This is a genomic window from Streptomyces carpinensis, assembly GCF_002154505.1.
Taxonomy (GTDB): Bacteria; Actinomycetota; Actinomycetes; order Streptomycetales; family Streptomycetaceae; genus Streptomyces; species Streptomyces carpinensis.
Map to the genome: position 1 here is coordinate 13,472 of NZ_MUBM01000173.1, position 16,915 is coordinate 30,386.

General features: G+C 71.4%; 17 protein-coding genes, 1 tRNA gene and 2 pseudogenes. 9 read left to right on the plus strand and 11 right to left on the minus strand.

Going from position 1 to position 16,915, the window contains the following annotated elements:
* Positions 1–298 precede the first annotated feature (298 nt).
* The 3 genes and pseudogenes from BZY54_RS53455 to BZY54_RS23210 all read left to right on the plus strand — a co-directional run.
* Positions 299–394, plus strand: a pseudogene (locus BZY54_RS53455) (S1 domain-containing protein); the annotation flags it as partial.
* 47 nt (positions 395–441) lie between these two features.
* Positions 442–518: transfer RNA gene (locus BZY54_RS23205), tRNA-Met, on the plus strand.
* A 324-nt stretch (positions 519–842) separates the two neighbouring features.
* Positions 843–1,163 carry a GntP family permease gene (locus BZY54_RS23210; RefSeq protein ID WP_244217295.1) on the plus strand — a complete coding sequence of 107 codons (321 nt, stop codon included), beginning with the start codon at positions 843–845 and terminating at the stop codon, positions 1,161–1,163.
* 48 nt (positions 1,164–1,211) lie between these two features.
* On the opposite strand, the gene BZY54_RS23215 is transcribed toward BZY54_RS23210, so the two are convergent.
* From BZY54_RS23215 to BZY54_RS55510, 7 genes are all read right to left on the minus strand, one after another.
* A complete protein-coding gene (locus BZY54_RS23215) occupies positions 1,212–2,285 on the minus strand; it encodes an LLM class flavin-dependent oxidoreductase (protein ID WP_086727264.1) in 1,074 nt (357 codons plus the stop codon).
* Positions 2,286–2,298: 13 nt separating this feature from the next.
* Positions 2,299–3,162 carry an ABC transporter substrate-binding protein gene (locus BZY54_RS23220; protein ID WP_086727265.1) on the minus strand — a complete coding sequence of 288 codons (864 nt, stop codon included), beginning with the start codon at positions 3,160–3,162 and terminating at the stop codon, positions 2,299–2,301.
* Positions 3,159–3,905, minus strand: coding sequence for an ABC transporter ATP-binding protein (locus BZY54_RS23225; protein WP_086727289.1), 747 nt, complete (start codon positions 3,903–3,905; stop codon positions 3,159–3,161). Before BZY54_RS23225 ends, BZY54_RS23220 begins: the two co-directional genes overlap by 4 nt.
* Complete coding sequence (locus BZY54_RS23230) at positions 3,902–4,744, minus strand: ABC transporter permease (RefSeq protein WP_086727266.1); 843 nt, start codon at positions 4,742–4,744, stop codon at positions 3,902–3,904. Before BZY54_RS23230 ends, BZY54_RS23225 begins: the two co-directional genes overlap by 4 nt.
* Positions 4,741–5,742, minus strand: a complete 1,002-nt coding sequence (locus tag BZY54_RS23235) for an NrtA/SsuA/CpmA family ABC transporter substrate-binding protein (RefSeq protein ID WP_086727267.1) — start codon at positions 5,740–5,742, stop codon at positions 4,741–4,743. The genes BZY54_RS23230 and BZY54_RS23235 overlap by 4 nt, the downstream gene beginning before the upstream one ends.
* 7 nt (positions 5,743–5,749) lie before the next feature.
* Positions 5,750–6,781 (minus strand): ABC transporter substrate-binding protein, encoded by a 1,032-nt coding sequence (locus tag BZY54_RS23240; protein WP_086727268.1) that lies wholly within the window; start codon positions 6,779–6,781, stop codon positions 5,750–5,752.
* Positions 6,782–7,138: 357 nt separating this feature from the next.
* A complete protein-coding gene (locus tag BZY54_RS55510; RefSeq protein WP_425276304.1) occupies positions 7,139–7,282 on the minus strand; it encodes a putative leader peptide in 144 nt (47 codons plus the stop codon).
* 204 nt (positions 7,283–7,486) lie between these two features.
* On the opposite strand from BZY54_RS55510, the gene BZY54_RS23245 reads away from it, so the two are divergent.
* Positions 7,487–8,260 carry an IclR family transcriptional regulator gene (locus BZY54_RS23245; protein ID WP_244217296.1) on the plus strand — a complete coding sequence of 258 codons (774 nt, stop codon included), beginning with the start codon at positions 7,487–7,489 and terminating at the stop codon, positions 8,258–8,260.
* 87 nt (positions 8,261–8,347) lie between these two features.
* Here BZY54_RS23245 and BZY54_RS23250 read toward each other — a convergent pair whose 3' ends face one another.
* Together BZY54_RS23250 and BZY54_RS23255 are read right to left on the minus strand one after the other, a co-directional pair.
* Complete coding sequence (locus BZY54_RS23250) at positions 8,348–8,725, minus strand: toxin Doc (RefSeq protein ID WP_086727270.1); 378 nt, start codon at positions 8,723–8,725, stop codon at positions 8,348–8,350.
* Positions 8,725–8,958, minus strand: coding sequence for a hypothetical protein (locus BZY54_RS23255; RefSeq protein WP_167414049.1), 234 nt, complete (start codon positions 8,956–8,958; stop codon positions 8,725–8,727). The genes BZY54_RS23250 and BZY54_RS23255 overlap by 1 nt, the downstream gene beginning before the upstream one ends.
* A 182-nt stretch (positions 8,959–9,140) precedes the next feature.
* Here BZY54_RS23255 and BZY54_RS53460 point away from each other — a divergent pair.
* Positions 9,141–9,354 (plus strand): annotated as a pseudogene (locus BZY54_RS53460) (cobalamin/Fe(3+)-siderophore ABC transporter ATP-binding protein); the annotation flags it as partial.
* Between the two features lie 105 nt (positions 9,355–9,459).
* Here the strand turns inward: BZY54_RS53460 and BZY54_RS23265 are convergent.
* Positions 9,460–10,482: an LLM class flavin-dependent oxidoreductase gene (locus tag BZY54_RS23265; RefSeq protein WP_086727272.1), complete on the minus strand. Its 1,023-nt coding sequence runs from the start codon at positions 10,480–10,482 to the stop codon at positions 9,460–9,462.
* 138 nt (positions 10,483–10,620) lie between these two features.
* Between BZY54_RS23265 and BZY54_RS23270 the strand changes: the two genes are divergently transcribed.
* Positions 10,621–10,899, plus strand: coding sequence for a hypothetical protein (locus tag BZY54_RS23270; RefSeq protein ID WP_086727290.1), 279 nt, complete (start codon positions 10,621–10,623; stop codon positions 10,897–10,899).
* Positions 10,900–10,940: 41 nt separating this feature from the next.
* Here the strand turns inward: BZY54_RS23270 and BZY54_RS23275 are convergent, their stop codons facing one another.
* A complete protein-coding gene (locus BZY54_RS23275; RefSeq protein WP_086727273.1) occupies positions 10,941–11,813 on the minus strand; it encodes an SDR family oxidoreductase in 873 nt (290 codons plus the stop codon).
* A gap of 142 nt (positions 11,814–11,955) precedes the next feature.
* On the opposite strand from BZY54_RS23275, the gene BZY54_RS23280 reads away from it, so the two are divergent.
* The 3 genes from BZY54_RS23280 (at position 11,956) to BZY54_RS23290 (ending at position 16,865) form a co-directional block, all read left to right on the plus strand.
* Positions 11,956–12,360 (plus strand): winged helix-turn-helix transcriptional regulator, encoded by a 405-nt coding sequence (locus tag BZY54_RS23280; RefSeq protein ID WP_086727274.1) that lies wholly within the window; start codon positions 11,956–11,958, stop codon positions 12,358–12,360.
* A gap of 139 nt (positions 12,361–12,499) precedes the next feature.
* Entirely contained in the window at positions 12,500–14,947 is a 2,448-nt protein-coding gene (locus BZY54_RS23285; protein ID WP_244217297.1) for a SpoIIE family protein phosphatase, read from the plus strand.
* A gap of 337 nt (positions 14,948–15,284) precedes the next feature.
* The gene (locus BZY54_RS23290; protein ID WP_086727276.1) at positions 15,285–16,865 is read left to right on the plus strand and encodes an ABC transporter substrate-binding protein; all 1,581 of its coding nucleotides are present in this window, start codon (positions 15,285–15,287) and stop codon (positions 16,863–16,865) included.
* Positions 16,866–16,915 lie beyond the last annotated feature (50 nt).

A 16,915-nucleotide genomic window follows, 5' to 3' on the forward strand; every position in this document is an offset into this window, starting at 1 on the left:
ACGCTGGTCGCCCGCTTCCGTTCCGCATCCGGCTGCACGCTTGGTGCGCGTGGTCCGGGAATGCAGGGCGGGTTCCCTCACACCCGCGGGTGCCGTGTCCGGCCCGGGCGGCCGATGCCCCGTACGATCCCTCTGGTCGTGCGGGGCGGCGCCGTCCGTCGCCGCATGCGGTGCCCGAGGGCGCGTCGTCCGATCACCACACCTGCGGCGTGGTGCCGGGTGGTCTTCCTGGCCCAGCTGGTGAGGGGGTTGTGCCAGTGCTGGGCGCCCCACTTTCCACTTCTGCGACATCTCCAGCACTGGTTAGCGTGAGCTGGTCGAGGGAGAGAAGGCGACCCTCGACGTGACGCAGCGCCAGAAGGGGCCCCAGGCGGAGAACATCGTCCGCGGCTGACCTGGGCGCAACCTGCCCTCTCTGGCGTGTAGTGTTACTGGTGCCGACGCGGGGTGGAGCAGCTCGGTAGCTCGCTGGGCTCATAACCCAGAGGTCGCAGGTTCAAATCCTGTCCCCGCTACCACATGAGAGGGCCCGGTCTCCGGGCCCTCTCGCATGCCGCCGCTGATCAGGCGGTCGGCTCCTGGCCCCCGACAGCTCCCTGTCTCCCCGGAGAACGGCGCACCGGAGCGGCGATCTATCTGGAGCTGTGCCCGGTCGGGTCGGAGGCTTCTGCACCGCCGCCCGCGGCCACCGATGTGATCTCGCCTCTCGACCTCGATCACCTCGAAACCGAGCCCGCGCAGCTGGTTCGGTGATCGCCATGTTCGCCGGCTACCTGCTCGCGCTGTTCATCCTGGGCCAATAGGGCAGGCGGTGGGGTCCGCCGTCGGGGCTGCACATCGACGTGCTCGTGCTCGTGCTGGGCCGGCCGCCGGCGCTGTTGCTGTTCCTCTCCACGGGCTCCGGTGCGGTCGGGATCGTGGCCGCGACGGGCATGCTCGCACCGCTCGCCGCGCTCGGGTCGAGGCTGCACACCTCGGTGCTCGTGGCCGCCGTCCGTGCCGGATCGCTCGGCCTCAACTACCTGAACCACGCCGGTCTCTGGTCGGTGAAGGCGTCGTTCGGCATGACGCTGGGGCAGACGACCAAGTCGCACGTGGCGATCCGGACCAGCGTGAGCGCCTGCGGACTGCGGATGGCGCTGCTGGGGCCGACGGTGCGGTGACCGCGGCGCCCGGACCGGCGGGGGCCGGTCCGGGCACACTGGTCCGGATCAGGTGCGGACGCCCAGCGCAGGCAGGATGGTCTCCGCCACCCGGTAGGCCTCCTCCAGCAGTGGGTTGGCGGACAGGATGAAGGTGTCGACGCCCAGGTCCTCGTACTCCTTGAGGCGCTGCACCACCTGGGCGGTGGAGCCGACCACCGCGGTGCCGGGGCCCGGCCGGAACAGGCTCATGCCCGGCCACAGGTTCGGGTGGATCTCCAGCTCGCGGGCCCTGGCCGGTACCCGGCCGCCGTGCTGGCGGAACTGCCGCTGCCAGCCGACGCCGTCCTCCCCGGCGCGGTCGCCGAGCTGCCGGGCGTACGTCGCCTCGCTGGTGACGTCGAGCAGCCGGTCGGCCGCCGCCCACGCCTCCTCCTCGGTGTCGCGGACGATCAGGTGCAGGCGCAGACCGATGCGCAGGGTGCGGCCGTGGGCCGCCGCGCGTTCGCGCACCCGGTCCAGCTTCTCCTTCAGCAGGTGCGGCGGCTCGCCCCAGGTGAGGTAGACGTCCACGTGCTCGGCGGCCATCTCGATGCCCGGCGCGGAGGAGCCGCCGAACCACAGCGGGACGTGCGGGCGCCGCACGGGCCCGAGGTCGCCGAAGGAGCCGCCGGCGTTCTTCAGATCGTAGAAGCGGCCCTTGTGGTCGAAGACCTCGCCGGCAGTGAGCCGCTTGACGATCGACCAGTACTCGGCGCTCAGTTCATAGCGCTCGTCGTGCTCCACGTTCAGGCCGTACTCGCGCAGCGCCTTCGTCGAGCCGTTGACGACGTTGAAGCGCAGGCGGGGGCCGAAGAGGGTGTCGAAGGTGAGCGCCATCTTGGCGAGCAGGGTCGGGGCGATAAGGCCGGGGTGGACGGCCAGCAGCGGCTGGAAGCGGGCGCTGGTGGCGGCGGCGAGGGCGCTGCCCAGCGGCCACACGTCGTACAGGTCGGTCGCGAGCAGCGCCCCGCTGAAGCCGAGCCGTTCCACGGTGCCGGCGAGCTGCTGCAGGTAGCCGAGGTCGACCGGGCGCCGCCCGTCGGGCTCCCAGGGATAGGCGCCCTCGCGCGGGATGATGTACCAGAGGACTTCCGAGGCCATGTGCGGTCTTCCCTCAGTCTCGTCGGGCGACCGCGTCGGCGACCGTGACCGGCCGCTCGATGAAGCCGGTGCGGACGAAGACGTCGGCGGCCTGCTGCTGTTCGGCGAGGAACGCGTCGCTGACGTCCTCGATGCTCCAGGGCAGGGCACGCAGGGCGGTCTCCCAGTCGTCGACCGTGCCGCCCTGGTGGTCGGCGGCGATCGCGGCGGCCTCGCGCGGGTGGGCCTTCGCCCAGGCGTCGGCCCGGCCGAGGGCACGGACCAGCGCCTCGATAACCTCGGGCCGCTTCTCGGCCAGGTCCCGCCGGGTGAAGAACACGGAGCGGTCGGTGATGACGTCGCCGGTGCGGACCAGGATCCGTACGCCTCCGGTGCGCAAGGCCGCCGCCAGCTGCGGGCCTTGGGCGACCCAGGCGGCGACGGCGCCCTGGCGCAGTAGCCTCTCGCTGTCCTCGCCGCCGCGTACGGGGGTGATGTCCTCGGCGTAGGACAGTCCGGTGTCGTCGAGGGCCTTGGCGACGAGGTGGGTCTGCCAGGAGCCGATGGCCAGGTGCACGGTGCCGCCCTTGAGGTCGGCGACCGTCCGCGCGGGGCTGTCCTCGGTGACGAGGAGGGCGCCGTGGTCGGGGCGCGGGGCGGAGACGGCGACGTAGACGATGTCGTGGCCGGCGGCCTGGGCGGTGACCGGCGGGGTGGAGCCGGTGCCGCCGAAGTCGATCACGCCCTCGGAGAGCAGCCGTCCGGTGCGCACGCCGTCCGTGTAGGGGTGGAAGACGACGGTCTCCCCCACCTTGGCGAGTTCCTCGGCGGCGTGGTCGAGGCGGGAGAGGTAGTAGAGAGTGGGGTTGCTGTTGTGGACGCCGATGGTGACGGTCATGCGGAACGCTCCGGTGGTGTGGTGGTGGCGGGCGGCACGCCCAGGTCGGTCAGCAGGCGGCGGCGCAGGGCGGTGAAGGCCGGGTCGCCGGGATCGCGCGGACGCGGGACGTCGACGGTCTCGTCCGTGACGAGCCGGCCCTCCCGCAGGACGCAGACGCGGTCGGCGAGCCGTACGGCCTCGTCCACGTCGTGGGTGACGAGCAGCACGGCGGGCCGGTGGACCCGGCACAGCTCGCTGACCAGATCCTGCATGCGCAGCCGGGTCAGGGCGTCCAGGGCGGCGAACGGCTCGTCCAGGAGAAGGAGTTCCGGCTCGCGGACCAGGGCCCGGGCGAGCGCCACACGCTGGGCCTCGCCGCCGGAGAGGGTGGCGGGCCAGGCGCGGGCGTGACTCTCCAGGCCGACCTCTGCGAGGGCGCGGCGCCCCCGGTCCGGGTCGGTCCTCCGCAGGGCGACGATGACGTTGGCCAGCACCCGCTTGGACGGGATCAGCCGCGGTTCCTGGAAGACGATGGTGCGGGTCTCGGGCACCAGCACCTCGCCCGCGTCGGCGCCGTCGAGGGCGCCGAGGATCCTCAGCAGGGTGGTCTTGCCGCTGCCGCTCGCGCCGAGCAGGGCGACGAACTCGCCGGACCCGATGGTGAGATCGAGGCCGTCGAGGACGGTCCGGTCGGCGAAGGTCTTGACGAGGGAGCGGACTTGGACGGCGGTGGTGGCCGTCGGGCCGGCCGCGGTGGTCATCGCTCCGCCCTCCGCCACGGCATCAGCACTCGTTCGAGCAGGCGGACGAGCGCGTCGGCGAGCAGGCCGAGCAGGCCGTAGACGAGGATGCACACCGCGAGGACGTCCGTACGGGCGTAGCTCTGCGCCTGGGCCATCAGGTAGCCGATGCCGGCGGTGGCGTTGATCTCCTCGGCGGCGATCAGCGCGATCACGCTGAGCGTCATCGACAGCCGCAGCCCGGCGAGCAGCGAGGGCAGCGCTCCGGGCAGGACGACCTCGCGGACGATCGCGAACCGGCTCATGCCGAAGCTGCGCATGGCCTCCACCAGCCGGGCGTCGGTGCCGCGGACGCCGCTGGAGGTGGAGACGTACATCGGGAAGGTGGTGGCGACGGCGATCAGCAGGATCTTGGCGATCTCGTTGATGCCGAACCACACCATGAACAGCGGGACGAGGGACAGGAAGGGAACGGTCCGCAGGGTCTGCATGGTGGAGTCGAGCAGTTCGTCGCCGAGGCGGGTGAAGCCGGTGACGACGCCGGCCGTGAGGCCGACGGCGAGACCGAGCAGCAGGCCGAGGCCGGAGCGGGTCAGGGAGGCTCCGAGCGCGTCGGGCAGCTGGCCGTTGCCCCACAGCTCGCCGACCGCGCGGACCACGTCGGCGGGCGAGGCGAGCACGTCCGGGGTGAGGGCGCCGGTCGCCGAGGCGGCCCACCAGAGCACGAGCAGCGCGAGCGGCCCGAGGGCGCGTACGGCCGTCCTGAACCGGCGCGGCCGTGGGCGGCGTGCGACGGGCCGGGGCGTCACCAGCTCCCGCTTCTGGGCCGGCGCGGCCGGGATGTCGTGAACGGCGGTCATGACAGCTCGGTGACGTCGATGAGATGGGCGGCGACGTCGACCTCGGTGCGCGTGACCTCGTGCTCGGCGTAGAAGCGGGCGACGGCCTCGAACCGCCTGATGTCGGCGTCGGTGATCGGCTCGACGGTCCCGCCCTTCGCGGTGAACTCGCTCTGTACGCGCTTCGCCTCGCCGGTGAGGGCCTGGGGGCCGGCGCCGGTGTTGACGTTCAGGTAGGCGGCCGGGTCCTGCTTCTCCTTGACGCTGCCCTCGTGCAGGTAGGCGTAGAGCGCCTTGACCACCTCGGGGTGCTTGTCCGCGAAGGCGGTGCGCACGGCGTTCAGGCTGTAGTTGTCCGAGCCGATGGCCGCGCCGTCGGTGAGGAAGTGCGCCTTGCCGGTGCCGAGTTCGGCCACGGAGTACGTCGCCCACACCGCCCAGGCATCGACCTTGCCGCTGTTGAAGACGGCCGCCGTCTGGTCGGGCCGCAGATAGACCCGTTCGACCTTGTCCTCGGGGACGTCCGCCTTCTCCAGGGCCTTGAGCAGCAGGTACTCACCGGTCCCGCCCTGGTTGACGGCGACCTTCTTGCCGATCAGGTCCTTGACGGACGCGATCGAGGAGCCGTTCTTGACCAGGATGCCCTCGCCGGCGCCGTCGGGTGCGGTGGCGGTGAAGAACTTGAAGCCGGGGTTCTGCGCCAGTGAGGTGATGCCGGAGGTGATGGAACCGGTGGCGATGTCCAGCTGGCCGGCGGTGAGGGCCTGCGCGGCCGGCGCGAACGGGCCCGCGCTGCCGGTCCAGGCGACCTTGGCGTGCACCTTGGCCAGGGCCTTGGCGAGCGAGCCGTCCTTCTTGCCGACGGCGAGCACACCGGAGTTGCCGGGGTCGGGGATGCGGACGGTGACCGTGGCGGTGGAGGCCGGGCCGGTGTCGGCCTGCGAGGTGCCGCAGGCGGTCAGGGCGGCGAGCGCGGTGACGGTGGCGAGGGCGGCTGGGAGGAATCTGGAGGTGCGCATGGAAGTCCTACGGGTGGAGTGAGCGGGGTCGGGACGTGGGCTCGGCGAGCCGGCGGCGGGCTCGGCGCAGGGGTTCCGGGTCGGCCCAGGCGTGGACGTCGACGGGTTCGGCCAGGAAGCCGTGCCCGCGCAGCGCCGTTTCCTGGAGGGCCAGCAGGGAGAGACGTTCGGCGGAGAGGTCGGGGTGCAGGGTGCGGTGCGTGCCGGGGCGGTAGGCGCCGCGCACGCCCTCGGCGCCGGCCCCGGTTTCGGCGCCCAGGATGCGGGCGACCTCGTCCGGCTGCTCGGCCGCCCAGTCGGCGGCGCGCAGCAGCACCCCGAGGAACCGGTCGACCAGGTCGGGGTGTTCGTCGAGCAGCCGCTGGTGGACGGTGATGGGGCGCGGGGTGCCGTTGTTCACGCGGTGGCGGCGGTCGGGCAGTCCGTCGAGTTCGACGGCGACCTCGGCACCGGCCCGACGCGCCGCCTCGACGGCGACGGCGCCCTTGACGTACACGGCGTCGACGTCACCGCGGGCCAGCGCGGCCAGTTCGGCCTGCCACTGCCCGGTGTGGCCGTCGGCGGGCACGTCGACCGGCCGGGTGTCGTCGAGGTCGAGTCCGGCGGAGGCGAGCGCGCCCTCGAAGCCGCGCAGCGCCATGGCCCGCCAGAAGTCGATGGGCAGTGAGTGCCGGGGCAGGGCCGGCCGCAGCCCGCGCAGGGCGGCGGCGCCCCGGATCCCGGATCCGGGCCGGACCAGGATCACTTGGCGTTCCTCGATCCAGGTCAGGCCGATCAACCGGGTCTCGGCACCGCGTGAACGGGCCCACAGGGCGGGCACGTTGCCGCCCTCCCGGAACAGCGCCGGCAGTTCGTGGGTGTAGTGGGTGCCGCGGATGTCCGCGCCGACGGCGGCCTCGGTGTCCTGAAGGGACCGCACGGTGATCCCCTCCGGCGCGAACTCCTCGGCCAGCCACCGCCGGTCGGCGGCGATACCGGTCGCGGTGGGCACAGGACAACGGGTGAACCACAGGGTCTCGGGCAGGGGTGGGTGCGTCATGAGTTCCTTCCCCGGAGGGCTGCTCACCGCTGGGACGGCGAGAGGGAGGTGGGTGCTGTGCGGGGCGCTTCGCCCGCCGGCTGCCGGGTGGCGCGTCTGGCGGCGGGCAGCACAGCGGCTGTCGCGGCGAGCGGAACCCCACCGTGCGGTGAGGCACGGAGGTGTCGTCGGTCTGGTGCGGGGCATGCCGACGTCCGGCGCGGCGGCTGTCCCGAGCGGCCTGGCATGGAGGGACGAGCGGCGGGGTGCGCCGCGACCACGCCGATGGCCGACGTCACGGGGTGGCTGTGCGGCGGTGCGGGGCAGCGGGGCCGCGAGGGGCAACCGCGGACGGCCGCGGGGACCTCGCGGTGCCGGTCAGCGACAGATGGCGCTGGCGACGCGGCCGAGGTCGACGTGGCGGCGCAGCGTCAGCGGAGGCGTGGCCACGGCGTGCATCGCTACGCCCCTTCCGACAACTCGCGCCGGACCCGTTCCGGCGGCGTGACGGCAGCCTGGCATGCGCCGCGAGCGGGCGGCAAGTTGCTTCCCATGATGTGGGAGCGAGCGTGAACAGACTGTTTCAGCAGGGAGTGAGGGGCCCTCCGGCTTGCCGCCATGTGGGAATCTCGAAGCGACCTGAGGGGCCCGTGACCGGGCTCGTATCGCCCGCGCCGAGGCCCGGGCGGGCGAGGGGAAGCCGATGAGGGGAAGGGGTACGCGATCGTGGTGCAGACTCCGGTCGCCGGGGCCCAGGCGGTGCGACGGGCCCTGGACGTGCTGCACTGCTTCCACGACAACGCCCCCGACCTCAGCGCCTCGGAGATCTCCCGCAGGCTTGGTCTGTCCACGTCCACGGCGCACCGGCTGGCCCGCACCCTGCTCGGCGCCGGGTTCCTGGAACAGGACCCGCGTACCGCCCGCTACCGGCTCGGTCCCGCCGTGACCGAACTCGGGCGGCTCTCCTACCACCAGCGCGGGCTGCACCTGGCGTCGCCCGAACTCGCCGACCTGGCCCGGCGCACCGGCGCGACCGCCGACCTGGCGCTGCGCAGCGGTCCGCACGCGGTGATCGTGGCCGGCGGCTCGGTCACCCCGAAGGTGGGTCTGCGCCGCCCGCTGCACTCCACCGCGCTGGGCAAGGTTCTGCTGGCGTGGCCACGCCCGGGAGAGGCGGGGACGCAGTCGCTGCCGCCGTTGCGCGCGTTCACCGACCGCACGATCGTCGACCGGGAGCGGCTGGCCGAGGAACTGGAGCGGGTGCGTGCGCAGCGGTACGCCCTCAACGACGGCGAGTCCGCCCTGGGCGTGCGCACCGTCGCCGTGCCTGTCCTCGACAACCTGGGGTCGGCGCGGTGCGCGCTCGCTGTGCGGGGCACTCCCGACCTCATCGCCGGTGACCGTGTCGAGTGGTTCCTCGAACAGGCGCGGGCGTGCGCGGGGGCGCTGGAGGTCCTGCTGCTCCCGCCGTCGCAGCGCAGCACGGCCGCCGCCGCGTGACCAAGCGGTCTGCGGCGGCGCCCTCGGACACCGCGGGCACGGGCAGGAAGGTCCCGGCGGCATCAGGTCGGCGTCCGGTGGTGCGGCTCAGATCCTCCAGGACCGCAGTGCCTCGGCGACGGCGTACACACTCAACCTTGTGTCTCGAACCTTTCGAACGAGATCGGACAATGCGCCATAAGGCGGGTCGATGCCCTCACCGGACTGGACCATGTACTGGGCGGCGACAAAAGCGGCAAAAAGGCTGTTGCGATGTGGCAGCGGCTCAAGGCGCACCAGGGTGTGCAGGAGAGCGGCCGCACGCCAGGCCGCATCCGGATCGGAGGCCTCAAGGGTCGGCATCCGCGTCTTGTGCCGCGCTACGGCCGCCACCAGCGCGGAGTAGTCAGTGACCGAGACGTCCTCATGCCCCAGGGCGGCCTCCTGGACGTCGAGCAGCCAGGAGACGTCGATGTGCAGAACCATCAGGCGGCCGTGACCCCACGCTCCGAGGGCGGGATCTCCTCGGGGAACGCCTCGTCGAACTCACCCCGCAGCCTGTCAGCCCACACGGCGGCGCCGGCGACGAACCGCTTGCGGTGCATCTCGCGCACGCCCAGATCGTGAAGGTACGCCTTCAGGCTCTTGCCCTCCGCAGCGGCGGCCGCGCGGACGCCTTCCATTTCCTCGTCGGAGAAGGACACGTTCAGTGATGGCATGCACCGCATGGTACCTAGTTGGTGCCAATGTCGACAGGCCACATCTCTGAGCGCAGCAAAAGGCACCAGCTCCCCACGGCTGGACGGCGAAGGCCGGGTAGAGGTTCTGCGCGGCGCTCGACGAGGTGTTGATCAGGTCGGCCACGCCGCGCTCGCTGGCGGCCCGCACCAGCTGCGGGGCGGTGCTCCACGACCTCAACCAGGCGGCCCGCTACGCCGACCACCTCTCGCCATGGAGGCGGAGCGGATCGTCGCGCAGGGGCGCCGCGCGAGATCGTGACGGCGGAGCTGGTCCGCGATGTCCTCGGACTGAGCTCGTTGGTCGTGCCGGACTCGGTCACCAGCAGCCCGCTCGTCGTCCCCGGGGCGTTCTGGCGGCCGGCCGCGGCGGGCTGACCACGGGGCCGGCGAGGCAGCCTCGCGATCCGCCGGCCGCGGCGGGCAGCCGGCGGCCCGCCCGGACGGGCGGCCTGTCGGTCGCGGCCGCCCGTCGACCCATGCTCAGCGCCAGCCGAGTTCCGGTGCCACGTGGGTGAGGATGCTCTCCAGTAGATGGGCGTTGTAGTCGACCCCGAGCTGGTTCGGGATGGTCAGCAGCAGGGTGTCCGCGGCCTGGATCGCCTCGTCGTCCCGCAGCAGCTTCACCAGTTCCTCCGGCTCCGCGGCGTAGGAGCGTCCGAAGACGGCCCGGGTCGTGTCGTCGAGCATGCCGACCTGGTCCCGGGAGTTGCGGTCGCGGCCGAAGTAGGCCCGGTCGAGGTCGTCGGTCAGGGCGAAGATGCTGCGGCTGACCGACACCCGTGGCTGCCGAGTGTGGCCCGCCTTCCGGTACGCCTCGCGGTACGCCTCGATCTGCTTGCGCTGCTGGACGTGCAGCGGCTCGCCCGTCTCGTCGTCCTTCAGCGTCGAGCTCTGCAGGTTCATCCCCAGCTCGGCGGCCCACACGGCGGTCGCGTTCGACCCGGAGCCCCACCAGATCCGGTCGCGCAGCCCTTCGGAGTGCGGTTCGATCCGCAGCAGCCCGGGTGGGTTGGGGAACATCGGCCGCGGGTTGGGTTGGGCGAAACCCTCGCCGCCGAGGACCTTGAGGAATGCCTCGGTGTGGCGGCGGGCCATGTCGGCGTCCGTCTCGCCCGGCGCGGGGTTGTGGCCGAACAGGCGCCAACCATCGATCACCTGTTCCGGTGAGCCGCGGCTGACGCCCAGTTGCAGGCGTCCGGCCGATATGAGATCGGCGGCGCCCGCGTCCTCGGCCATGTACAGCGGGTTCTCGTAGCGCATGTCGATCACGCCGGTGCCGATCTCGATCTCCGAGGTCCGTGCACCGATCGCCGCGAGCAGCGGGAACGGGCTGGCCGCCTGCCGGGCGAAGTGGTGCACCCGGAAGTACGCGCCGTCCACGCCGAGCTCTTCGGCGGCGACCGCGAGGTCGATGGACTGGTGCAGGACGTCCGCGGCCGACCGGGCCTGGGAATGCTCGCTGGGCGACCAGTGACCGAAGGAGAGGAATCCGATTTTCTTCACCCGGTGCCCAGCGTCCGGAGGCCGCGTTTGATTCCCGCCCGGACGAGCGCGCCCGCATCCGTAGTGAGGAGGGCATCCGCTGGGGCGGGCGACCGGCGAGAGCCGCGCGACCATGCGAACAGCACCGACGACGCTGACGTGAAGACCCTTGATCGCGAGGCACTTCAGGCCAGTTGGAACCGGACCCGCGGCCACCTCGACGCCGCTCGGGCCCGCCTGATGGGCCTGCCGAGCGTCGACCTCTCAGCAACGCTTGAGTTCCTGGAGCACAACGAGCTGGAACTCGCCTTCGACGGTCTCAGTGACGACCTTGACCTGCCGCTCGCCTTCTGGCAGCACCTCGACCGGGCAGCTCGTGAGATGCGGCTCTGCAGCGATGCGCTGCACACACCCCACCTCACGGCTGCCGACATCTGACGCCGCCATCTCGCAGCTGCCGCGGAGAAGGAACGACCAGGCTACTGATGCAGGGCGACCGCGAGTGCCTCGGCCAGGGTCACGGGCGGGCGGCCGATCAGGCGGCGCAAGTCGCCGGAATCGGTGTACATCTCGCCGCGCTTCATGCCGCGGTCAGCGTCAGCGAGGACCTCCGCCAGCTCGGCGGGTAGGCCCGCAGTGGCCAGTACCTGGGCGAAGTCGGTCACCGGGAGGTCGGCGTAGGTAACCTGCTTTCCGGACGCAGCGGAGATCGCGGCGGCGAGCTCAGTCAGGGTGAAGGATTCGTCGCCGCCGAGCTCGTACACGGCGCCGGTGTGGCCTTCGGTGGTGAGGACGACCGCTGCGGCGTCGGCGTAGTCGGCGCGGGACGCGGCGCTGATCCGCCCCTCGCCTGCGGCGCCGACGACGGCGCCGTTCTGCAGGATCTGCGGCAGTTGGCTGGTGTAGTTCTCGAGGTACCAGCCGTTGCGCAGCATCACGCTGTGGATTCCGCGGTCCCGCAGATACTCCTCGGTCTCGCCGTGCGTGGCACCGATGACGGTGGTGGCCGTGTCCGCGTGCGTCGTGCTCGTGTACGCCACTAGCGACACGCCTGCGGACGCTGCGGCGTCGATCACGCGGCGGTGGTTGGCGACCCGCTCGCCCACGGGGACCGAGGCCGAGATCAGCAGCAGCCTGTCCGCCCCTGCGAATGCCTCGGCCAGGCCGTCGGTGTCCGCGAAGTCGGCGCGGCGTACCGTGATGCCTCGGTCGGCCAGGTCCTTGATCCTGGTGATGTCCCGGCCGGTCGCGATGATGTCCGCGGCCGGGAGCCCGCGCCGCAGCAGTGCCTCGACGGTGAGCCTGCCCAGTTGGCCGGTGGCTCCGGTGACGACGATCGACATGATGGTCATTCCTTCCTTCCGCGCACCTCGCACGCCTGCCGCGGTCCGTCCGCGGCGGGATGGAACACACAATGACCTGGGCACTCTCTTTTAGGGAGTAGCCACCTGTTGGTACGGTACTTACCTGAGCGAAAGCATTGAGGTGAGCCGTATGGCTGCTGTCGAGAACGTGACCGGGCCCATACCGTCATTCGATCCGTACGAGCGCGGCTGCCCGTCGCGGGACCTGCTCGACCAGATCGGCAGCAAGTGGGCGGTCCTCGTGCTGGGCGAACTCGGCCGGAACGGGACCTCCCGGTTCGGCCATCTCCGGCAGGCGCTGGCGGGCGTGAGCGAGAAGATGCTCACCCAGACGCTGCGCACCCTCGAACGCGACGGGCTGGTCAGCCGGACCGTCTACCCAGAGGTGCCGCCGCACGTGGAGTACGAACTGACCGCGCTCGGCCAGACGCTGCGGGAACCGCTGAAGGCGCTCACGGAGTGGTCCGTGCTGCACATCGAAGAAGTCATCACCGCCCGCGAAGAGTACGACGACCGCACTGAGCGCACCCGGTAATCGGCGGCGGCCGGCAATTCTTCCCTCAGCCCAGGTCGCAGGCGGCGGCTCCGGTGTCGGCATCGCGCTGCGCGGGGGACACTGGGATGCGTGCAACGCCCGGGGCCAGTGGGAGTTGATCACTATGCATCCATGCCACGTGACCGACCGAAGCGGCTCGCCGGACGAGCCCGGGGCGCGACAGCAGGCCCATGTCGTGATCGACCGGCGGGGCAGGGTCGTCGAGTGGGATTCGCAGGCCGAGGCGCTGCTCGGCTATCCGGGCGAGGAGGCGCTGGGACGTTCGGCAGCAGACCTGCTGGGCGCCCTGGCCGCCGGGGTCTCGGCGGCCGCCGGTGACGGCCCCGCCGTCGTGTTGCGGCGCCGCGACGGCGGCCTGCTCACCTGCCGACTGACGGTGACCCCCGATCACGCGGGTGACGCCGGCACGCGCTTGGCCGTGGCAATCTCGCCCGTCCAGCCCGAGGAACAGGGCCGGCCCGACGAACTCGAACGGGCGCTTCTCGAGACGCTGTTCACCCTCTCTCCCACGGGTTTGTACCTCCTTGATCCTCAGTTGCGGGTCATCCGCTTCAACGTCGCGGCCGAGGGCATGCAGGGCACCTCGGTCGAGGAGGCCGCCGGCAGGCGTCCCAGGGAAGTCTGGCCCGGCTTCGCCGCTGCGAAGGTGGAGCGGGTGATGGCACGGGTGCTGGCGACAGGACAGCCGGCGATCGGCGTCGAGAAGCGGATGCGCCCGCCGGGCGACCCCCACCACGACCACGTGTACTCGACTTCCGTCTTCCGTCTGGAAGACGCCCAGGGCCGGATCCTCGGCCTGGCGGACGCCACGGTCGACGTCACCGACCTCCATCTGGCCCAGGAGCGGCTGACCGTACTCGCCCGGGCCAGCGACCGGATCGGGTCCACGCTCGACGCGCTGGACACCGCCCGGGGCCTGGCGGAGGTGTCGGTGCCGGTACTCGCCGACAGCATCGCGGTCGACGTGGTGCAGGCCGTGCTTGCCGGCGAGGACGTCGAGCCCGGACCGGTACGACCCGGCGCGGTGCTGCGCCGGGCGGCCTCCCGGTCCCGGAACGACCAGGCTCCGGGGACCGGAACCGACCAGGACGGTGACCTTCCACCGGTGTCCACCGCCGGGGCCCTCGCCGGCCTCGCACCGCGGCTCGTCGACCCGCAGGGCCCCGAAGGAGAGCCGATGTTGCGGTGCCTGTGGACGCCGGCTGGCGAAGAGGTCCATTCGCTGATGGTCATGCCCCTGGTCACCCAGGACCGTACCCTCGGGCTCGCCACGCTCTGCCGCTGGGGCGACCAGAGGCCGTTCGAGCCCGGCGATCTGACCCTGGCCGGCGAACTCGCGCGACGCACGGCCGCATGCCTGGACAACGCCCGTCGCCATCTGCGCGAGCACAACTCCCTGGTCGCGTTGCAGCACATCCTGGGCCCAGCCGTACTCCCCTCGGACCAGGCGCTGGAGGTGGCGCACACATACGTGCACGCGGGATCCGGCGGGGACTGGGTCGACGTCCTGCCGCTCTCCGGGGCCCGCGTGGCACTCGTGGCCGGCCGGGTACCCGGGCGCGGCATCCAGCCGGCGGCCGCGGCAGGACGCCTGCGAGCCGCCGTGCACACACTGTCGGAACTGGACCTGGAGCCGGACGAACTGCTGGCCCGCCTCGCCGACTCGGTAGGCCCGCCCGGGACCGCCGACGGCTTGGAGGAGAACAACGGCCGACCACGGCCGGTGCCGGACGCCGCAACGACCACGCACGGCCCGGACTCCAGCGCCACATGCCTCTATCTGATCTACGATCCGGTGTCGCGGCGCTGCTCGGTCTCCAGCGCCGGCCACCCCTGGCCCGTTGTGCTGCACCCCGACGGCACGGTGAGGACCATGGACCGTCCGCTCGGCGACACCCTGCGCTCCCTCGGCGCGCCCTTCGGCAGTGAGGAATTCGAGCTTCCCGAGAATTCCACGTTCATGCTGTACACCCCAGGGCTCCTGCAACAGGAACAGGAGCAGGAGCACGACCAGGACCAGGAACAGGAGCACCAACATGAGCCGCCCGGGGCCGGCCGGGAGCGCCTGATCGCCCAACTCGCCGGTACCGCCGGTTCCGTGCAGGCGATCTGCACCACGCTGACGAAGGCGCTGGTCCCGGCCCACCCCCGCGACGACGCCGCACTTCTGGTCGCCCGCACACACGCCTTGGGCCCGTCCCACGTGGCGTCGTGGGACCTGGCGAGCGACCCCGCTGTCGTCTCCGAGGCCCGGACCCTCGCCGCGCGACAGCTCGAGTCGTGGGACATGAACGATGCGGCGTTCACGACAGAACTCGTCGTCAGCGAGCTCGTCACCAACGCGATCCGGCATGGCAAGCCGCCCGTGACACTACGACTCGTCCGCGGCCATGTCCTGACGTGTGAGGTGTCCGACGGCAGCAGCACGTCTCCGCGGCTGCGACACGCACGCAACACCGACGAGGGCGGCCGCGGACTGCTCCTGGTGGCACGCTGCTCCGACCGGTGGGGAACCCGCTACACGCAGGACGGCAAGATCGTCTGGGTGGAGCAACGCCTGCCCTGAGGCCGCGGACGCGAACGGCAGGAGCCGCACCGCACAACGTGTCAGGGCCATGGGTCTGCCGCGGTGGTTGGGGCCGCGGTCAGGACGGCCGCCGCCCTCGCCGCGGGTACGCCGGTGCTGCCCATGCGGCAGAACGAACGGTATGTCGGCCACCCGGGACGGCGTTCACGAGGGCCGGGTATTGTCTCCCCCTGTTCGTGACCCTTCAGCTGTGGGACCTCGGCCGTGGTATGAGCGGTTGACGTCTCTCCTGGGGCCTGCCCGCACCGGGCCCGGCCCGCCCCCGCGCCAGGACGGTGGCCCGGGATTGACGAGAACCGAAGGCAAGGCACATTCAGTGAAGATACGCAACCAGTGGTCGGCCCTGCCCATCACGGCGGGGGTGGCCTGCGGTCTGTTGACCGGATGCGGCTCCCAGAGCAGCGGGTCCGACGCCGCGGGCTCCCACGTGGTCGTGGGGATGTCCGACGACGTGCTGGCCACGGATCCGGCCTCCGGCTACGACCCCGGCTCCTGGCTGTTGTTCGACAACGTTTTCCAGACATTGCTCGGCTTCCCCAAGGGCGGCACCGAGCCACAGCCCGAGGCGGCCAAGTCCTGCTCCTTCACCGACAGCCGGACCCGGATCTACCAGTGCACGCTCAAGGACGGTCTGAAGTTCAGCAACGGTGACCCGCTGACCGCCCAGGACGTCAAGTTCTCCTTCGACCGTACGCTGAAGATCAACGACGCGGCCGGACCGGCGATCATGTTCTCCGTACTCGACTCGGTCCAGACACCCGACGACAAGACCGTCGTCTTCAAGCTGAAGGCCCCCGACGCCACCTTCCCCAGCAAGATCGCCTCCGGTGCCGGCTCCATCGTCGACCACAGGCAGTACGACGCGAATGGACTGCGCAAGGACGACCAGGCGGTCGGCTCCGGCCCCTACAAGCTGGACTCCTTCAGCAAGGACGAGGCCGTCTTCTCCGCCAACCGGAGCTACAAGGGCACTGCGCAGGTCAAGAACGCCGGCGTGACCCTGAAGTTCTTCCACGGCGACCAGCCCGCCCTCAAGCAGGCCCTGCTCGACGGCAAGGTGGACGTCGCCTACCGCGGCCTGACCACCAAGGACATCGCCGGCATCGGCGCCCAGGACGACACCAAGGGCATCGAGGTCGTGGAGGGCAGCAGCGCAGAAGTCCAGCACCTGGTCTTCAACATGGACGACCCCGTGGCCGGAAAGCTCGGCGTGCGCAAGGCCATCGCCTACCTCCTCGACCGCGACGCCCTCATCCGGGACGTCTACCAGGACACGGCCACCCCGCTGTACTCGATCATTCCGGCCGGCATCGCCGGCCACAGCACGGCCTTCTTCGACACCTACGGCGCCCGTCCCTCCAAGGCCAAGGCCACCGCCGCGCTGCACGCCGACGGCATCACCGGCAAGGTGCACCTCACCCTCTGGTCCACCCCGTCACGCTACGGCCCGGCCACTGACGACGAACTGAAGGCGATCGCCACCCAGCTCGACGCCAGCGGACTCTTCCAGGCCGACGTCAAGTCGGTGCCCTTCGACCAGTACGAGAAGGACATCGCCAAGGGCAAGTACGGCGTTTACGTCAAGGGTTGGGTGCCCGACTACCCGGACGCCGACAACTTCACAGCGCCCTTCTTCGGTCAGGGCAACGTGCTGGACAATCACTACACGAACAACACCATCACCGGCAGGCTCATCCCGCGCACCGCCGCCGAGAGCGACCGCGCCGGCACCGACAAGGACTACGGACAGCTCCAGGACATCGTGGCCCAGCAACTGCCCGTCCTTCCCATCTGGCAGGCCAAGCAGTACGCGGTCGTCCGCGACGGCGTGTACGGCCTGGAGTACTGCCTCGACGCCTCTACCGTGTTCCGATTCTGGGAGCTCAACAAGAGCTGACCACCGCATCGCGCGCGGTCCTGCCCGCGGCCGGCACGTGGCCGCGGGCA

Bases quoted from the DNA above. Each gene is read 5' to 3' on its own strand.
- BZY54_RS23215 (WP_086727264.1), bottom strand. From the start codon at position 2,285: ATGGCCTCGGAAGTCCTCTGGTACATCATCCCGCGCGAGGGCGCCTAT.
- BZY54_RS23220 (WP_086727265.1), bottom strand. From the start codon at position 3,162: ATGACCGTCACCATCGGCGTCCACAACAGCAACCCCACTCTCTACTAC.
- BZY54_RS23225 (WP_086727289.1), bottom strand. From the start codon at position 3,905: ATGACCACCGCGGCCGGCCCGACGGCCACCACCGCCGTCCAAGTCCGC.
- BZY54_RS23230 (WP_086727266.1), bottom strand. From the start codon at position 4,744: ATGACCGCCGTTCACGACATCCCGGCCGCGCCGGCCCAGAAGCGGGAG.
- BZY54_RS23235 (WP_086727267.1), bottom strand. From the start codon at position 5,742: ATGCGCACCTCCAGATTCCTCCCAGCCGCCCTCGCCACCGTCACCGCG.
- BZY54_RS23240 (WP_086727268.1), bottom strand. From the start codon at position 6,781: ATGACGCACCCACCCCTGCCCGAGACCCTGTGGTTCACCCGTTGTCCT.
- BZY54_RS55510 (WP_425276304.1), bottom strand. From the start codon at position 7,282: ATGCCAGGCTGCCGTCACGCCGCCGGAACGGGTCCGGCGCGAGTTGTC.
- BZY54_RS23250 (WP_086727270.1), bottom strand. From the start codon at position 8,725: ATGGTTCTGCACATCGACGTCTCCTGGCTGCTCGACGTCCAGGAGGCC.
- BZY54_RS23255 (WP_167414049.1), bottom strand. From the start codon at position 8,958: ATGCCATCACTGAACGTGTCCTTCTCCGACGAGGAAATGGAAGGCGTC.
- BZY54_RS23275 (WP_086727273.1), bottom strand. From the start codon at position 11,813: ATGACCATCATGTCGATCGTCGTCACCGGAGCCACCGGCCAACTGGGC.
- BZY54_RS23280 (WP_086727274.1), top strand. From the start codon at position 11,956: ATGGCTGCTGTCGAGAACGTGACCGGGCCCATACCGTCATTCGATCCG.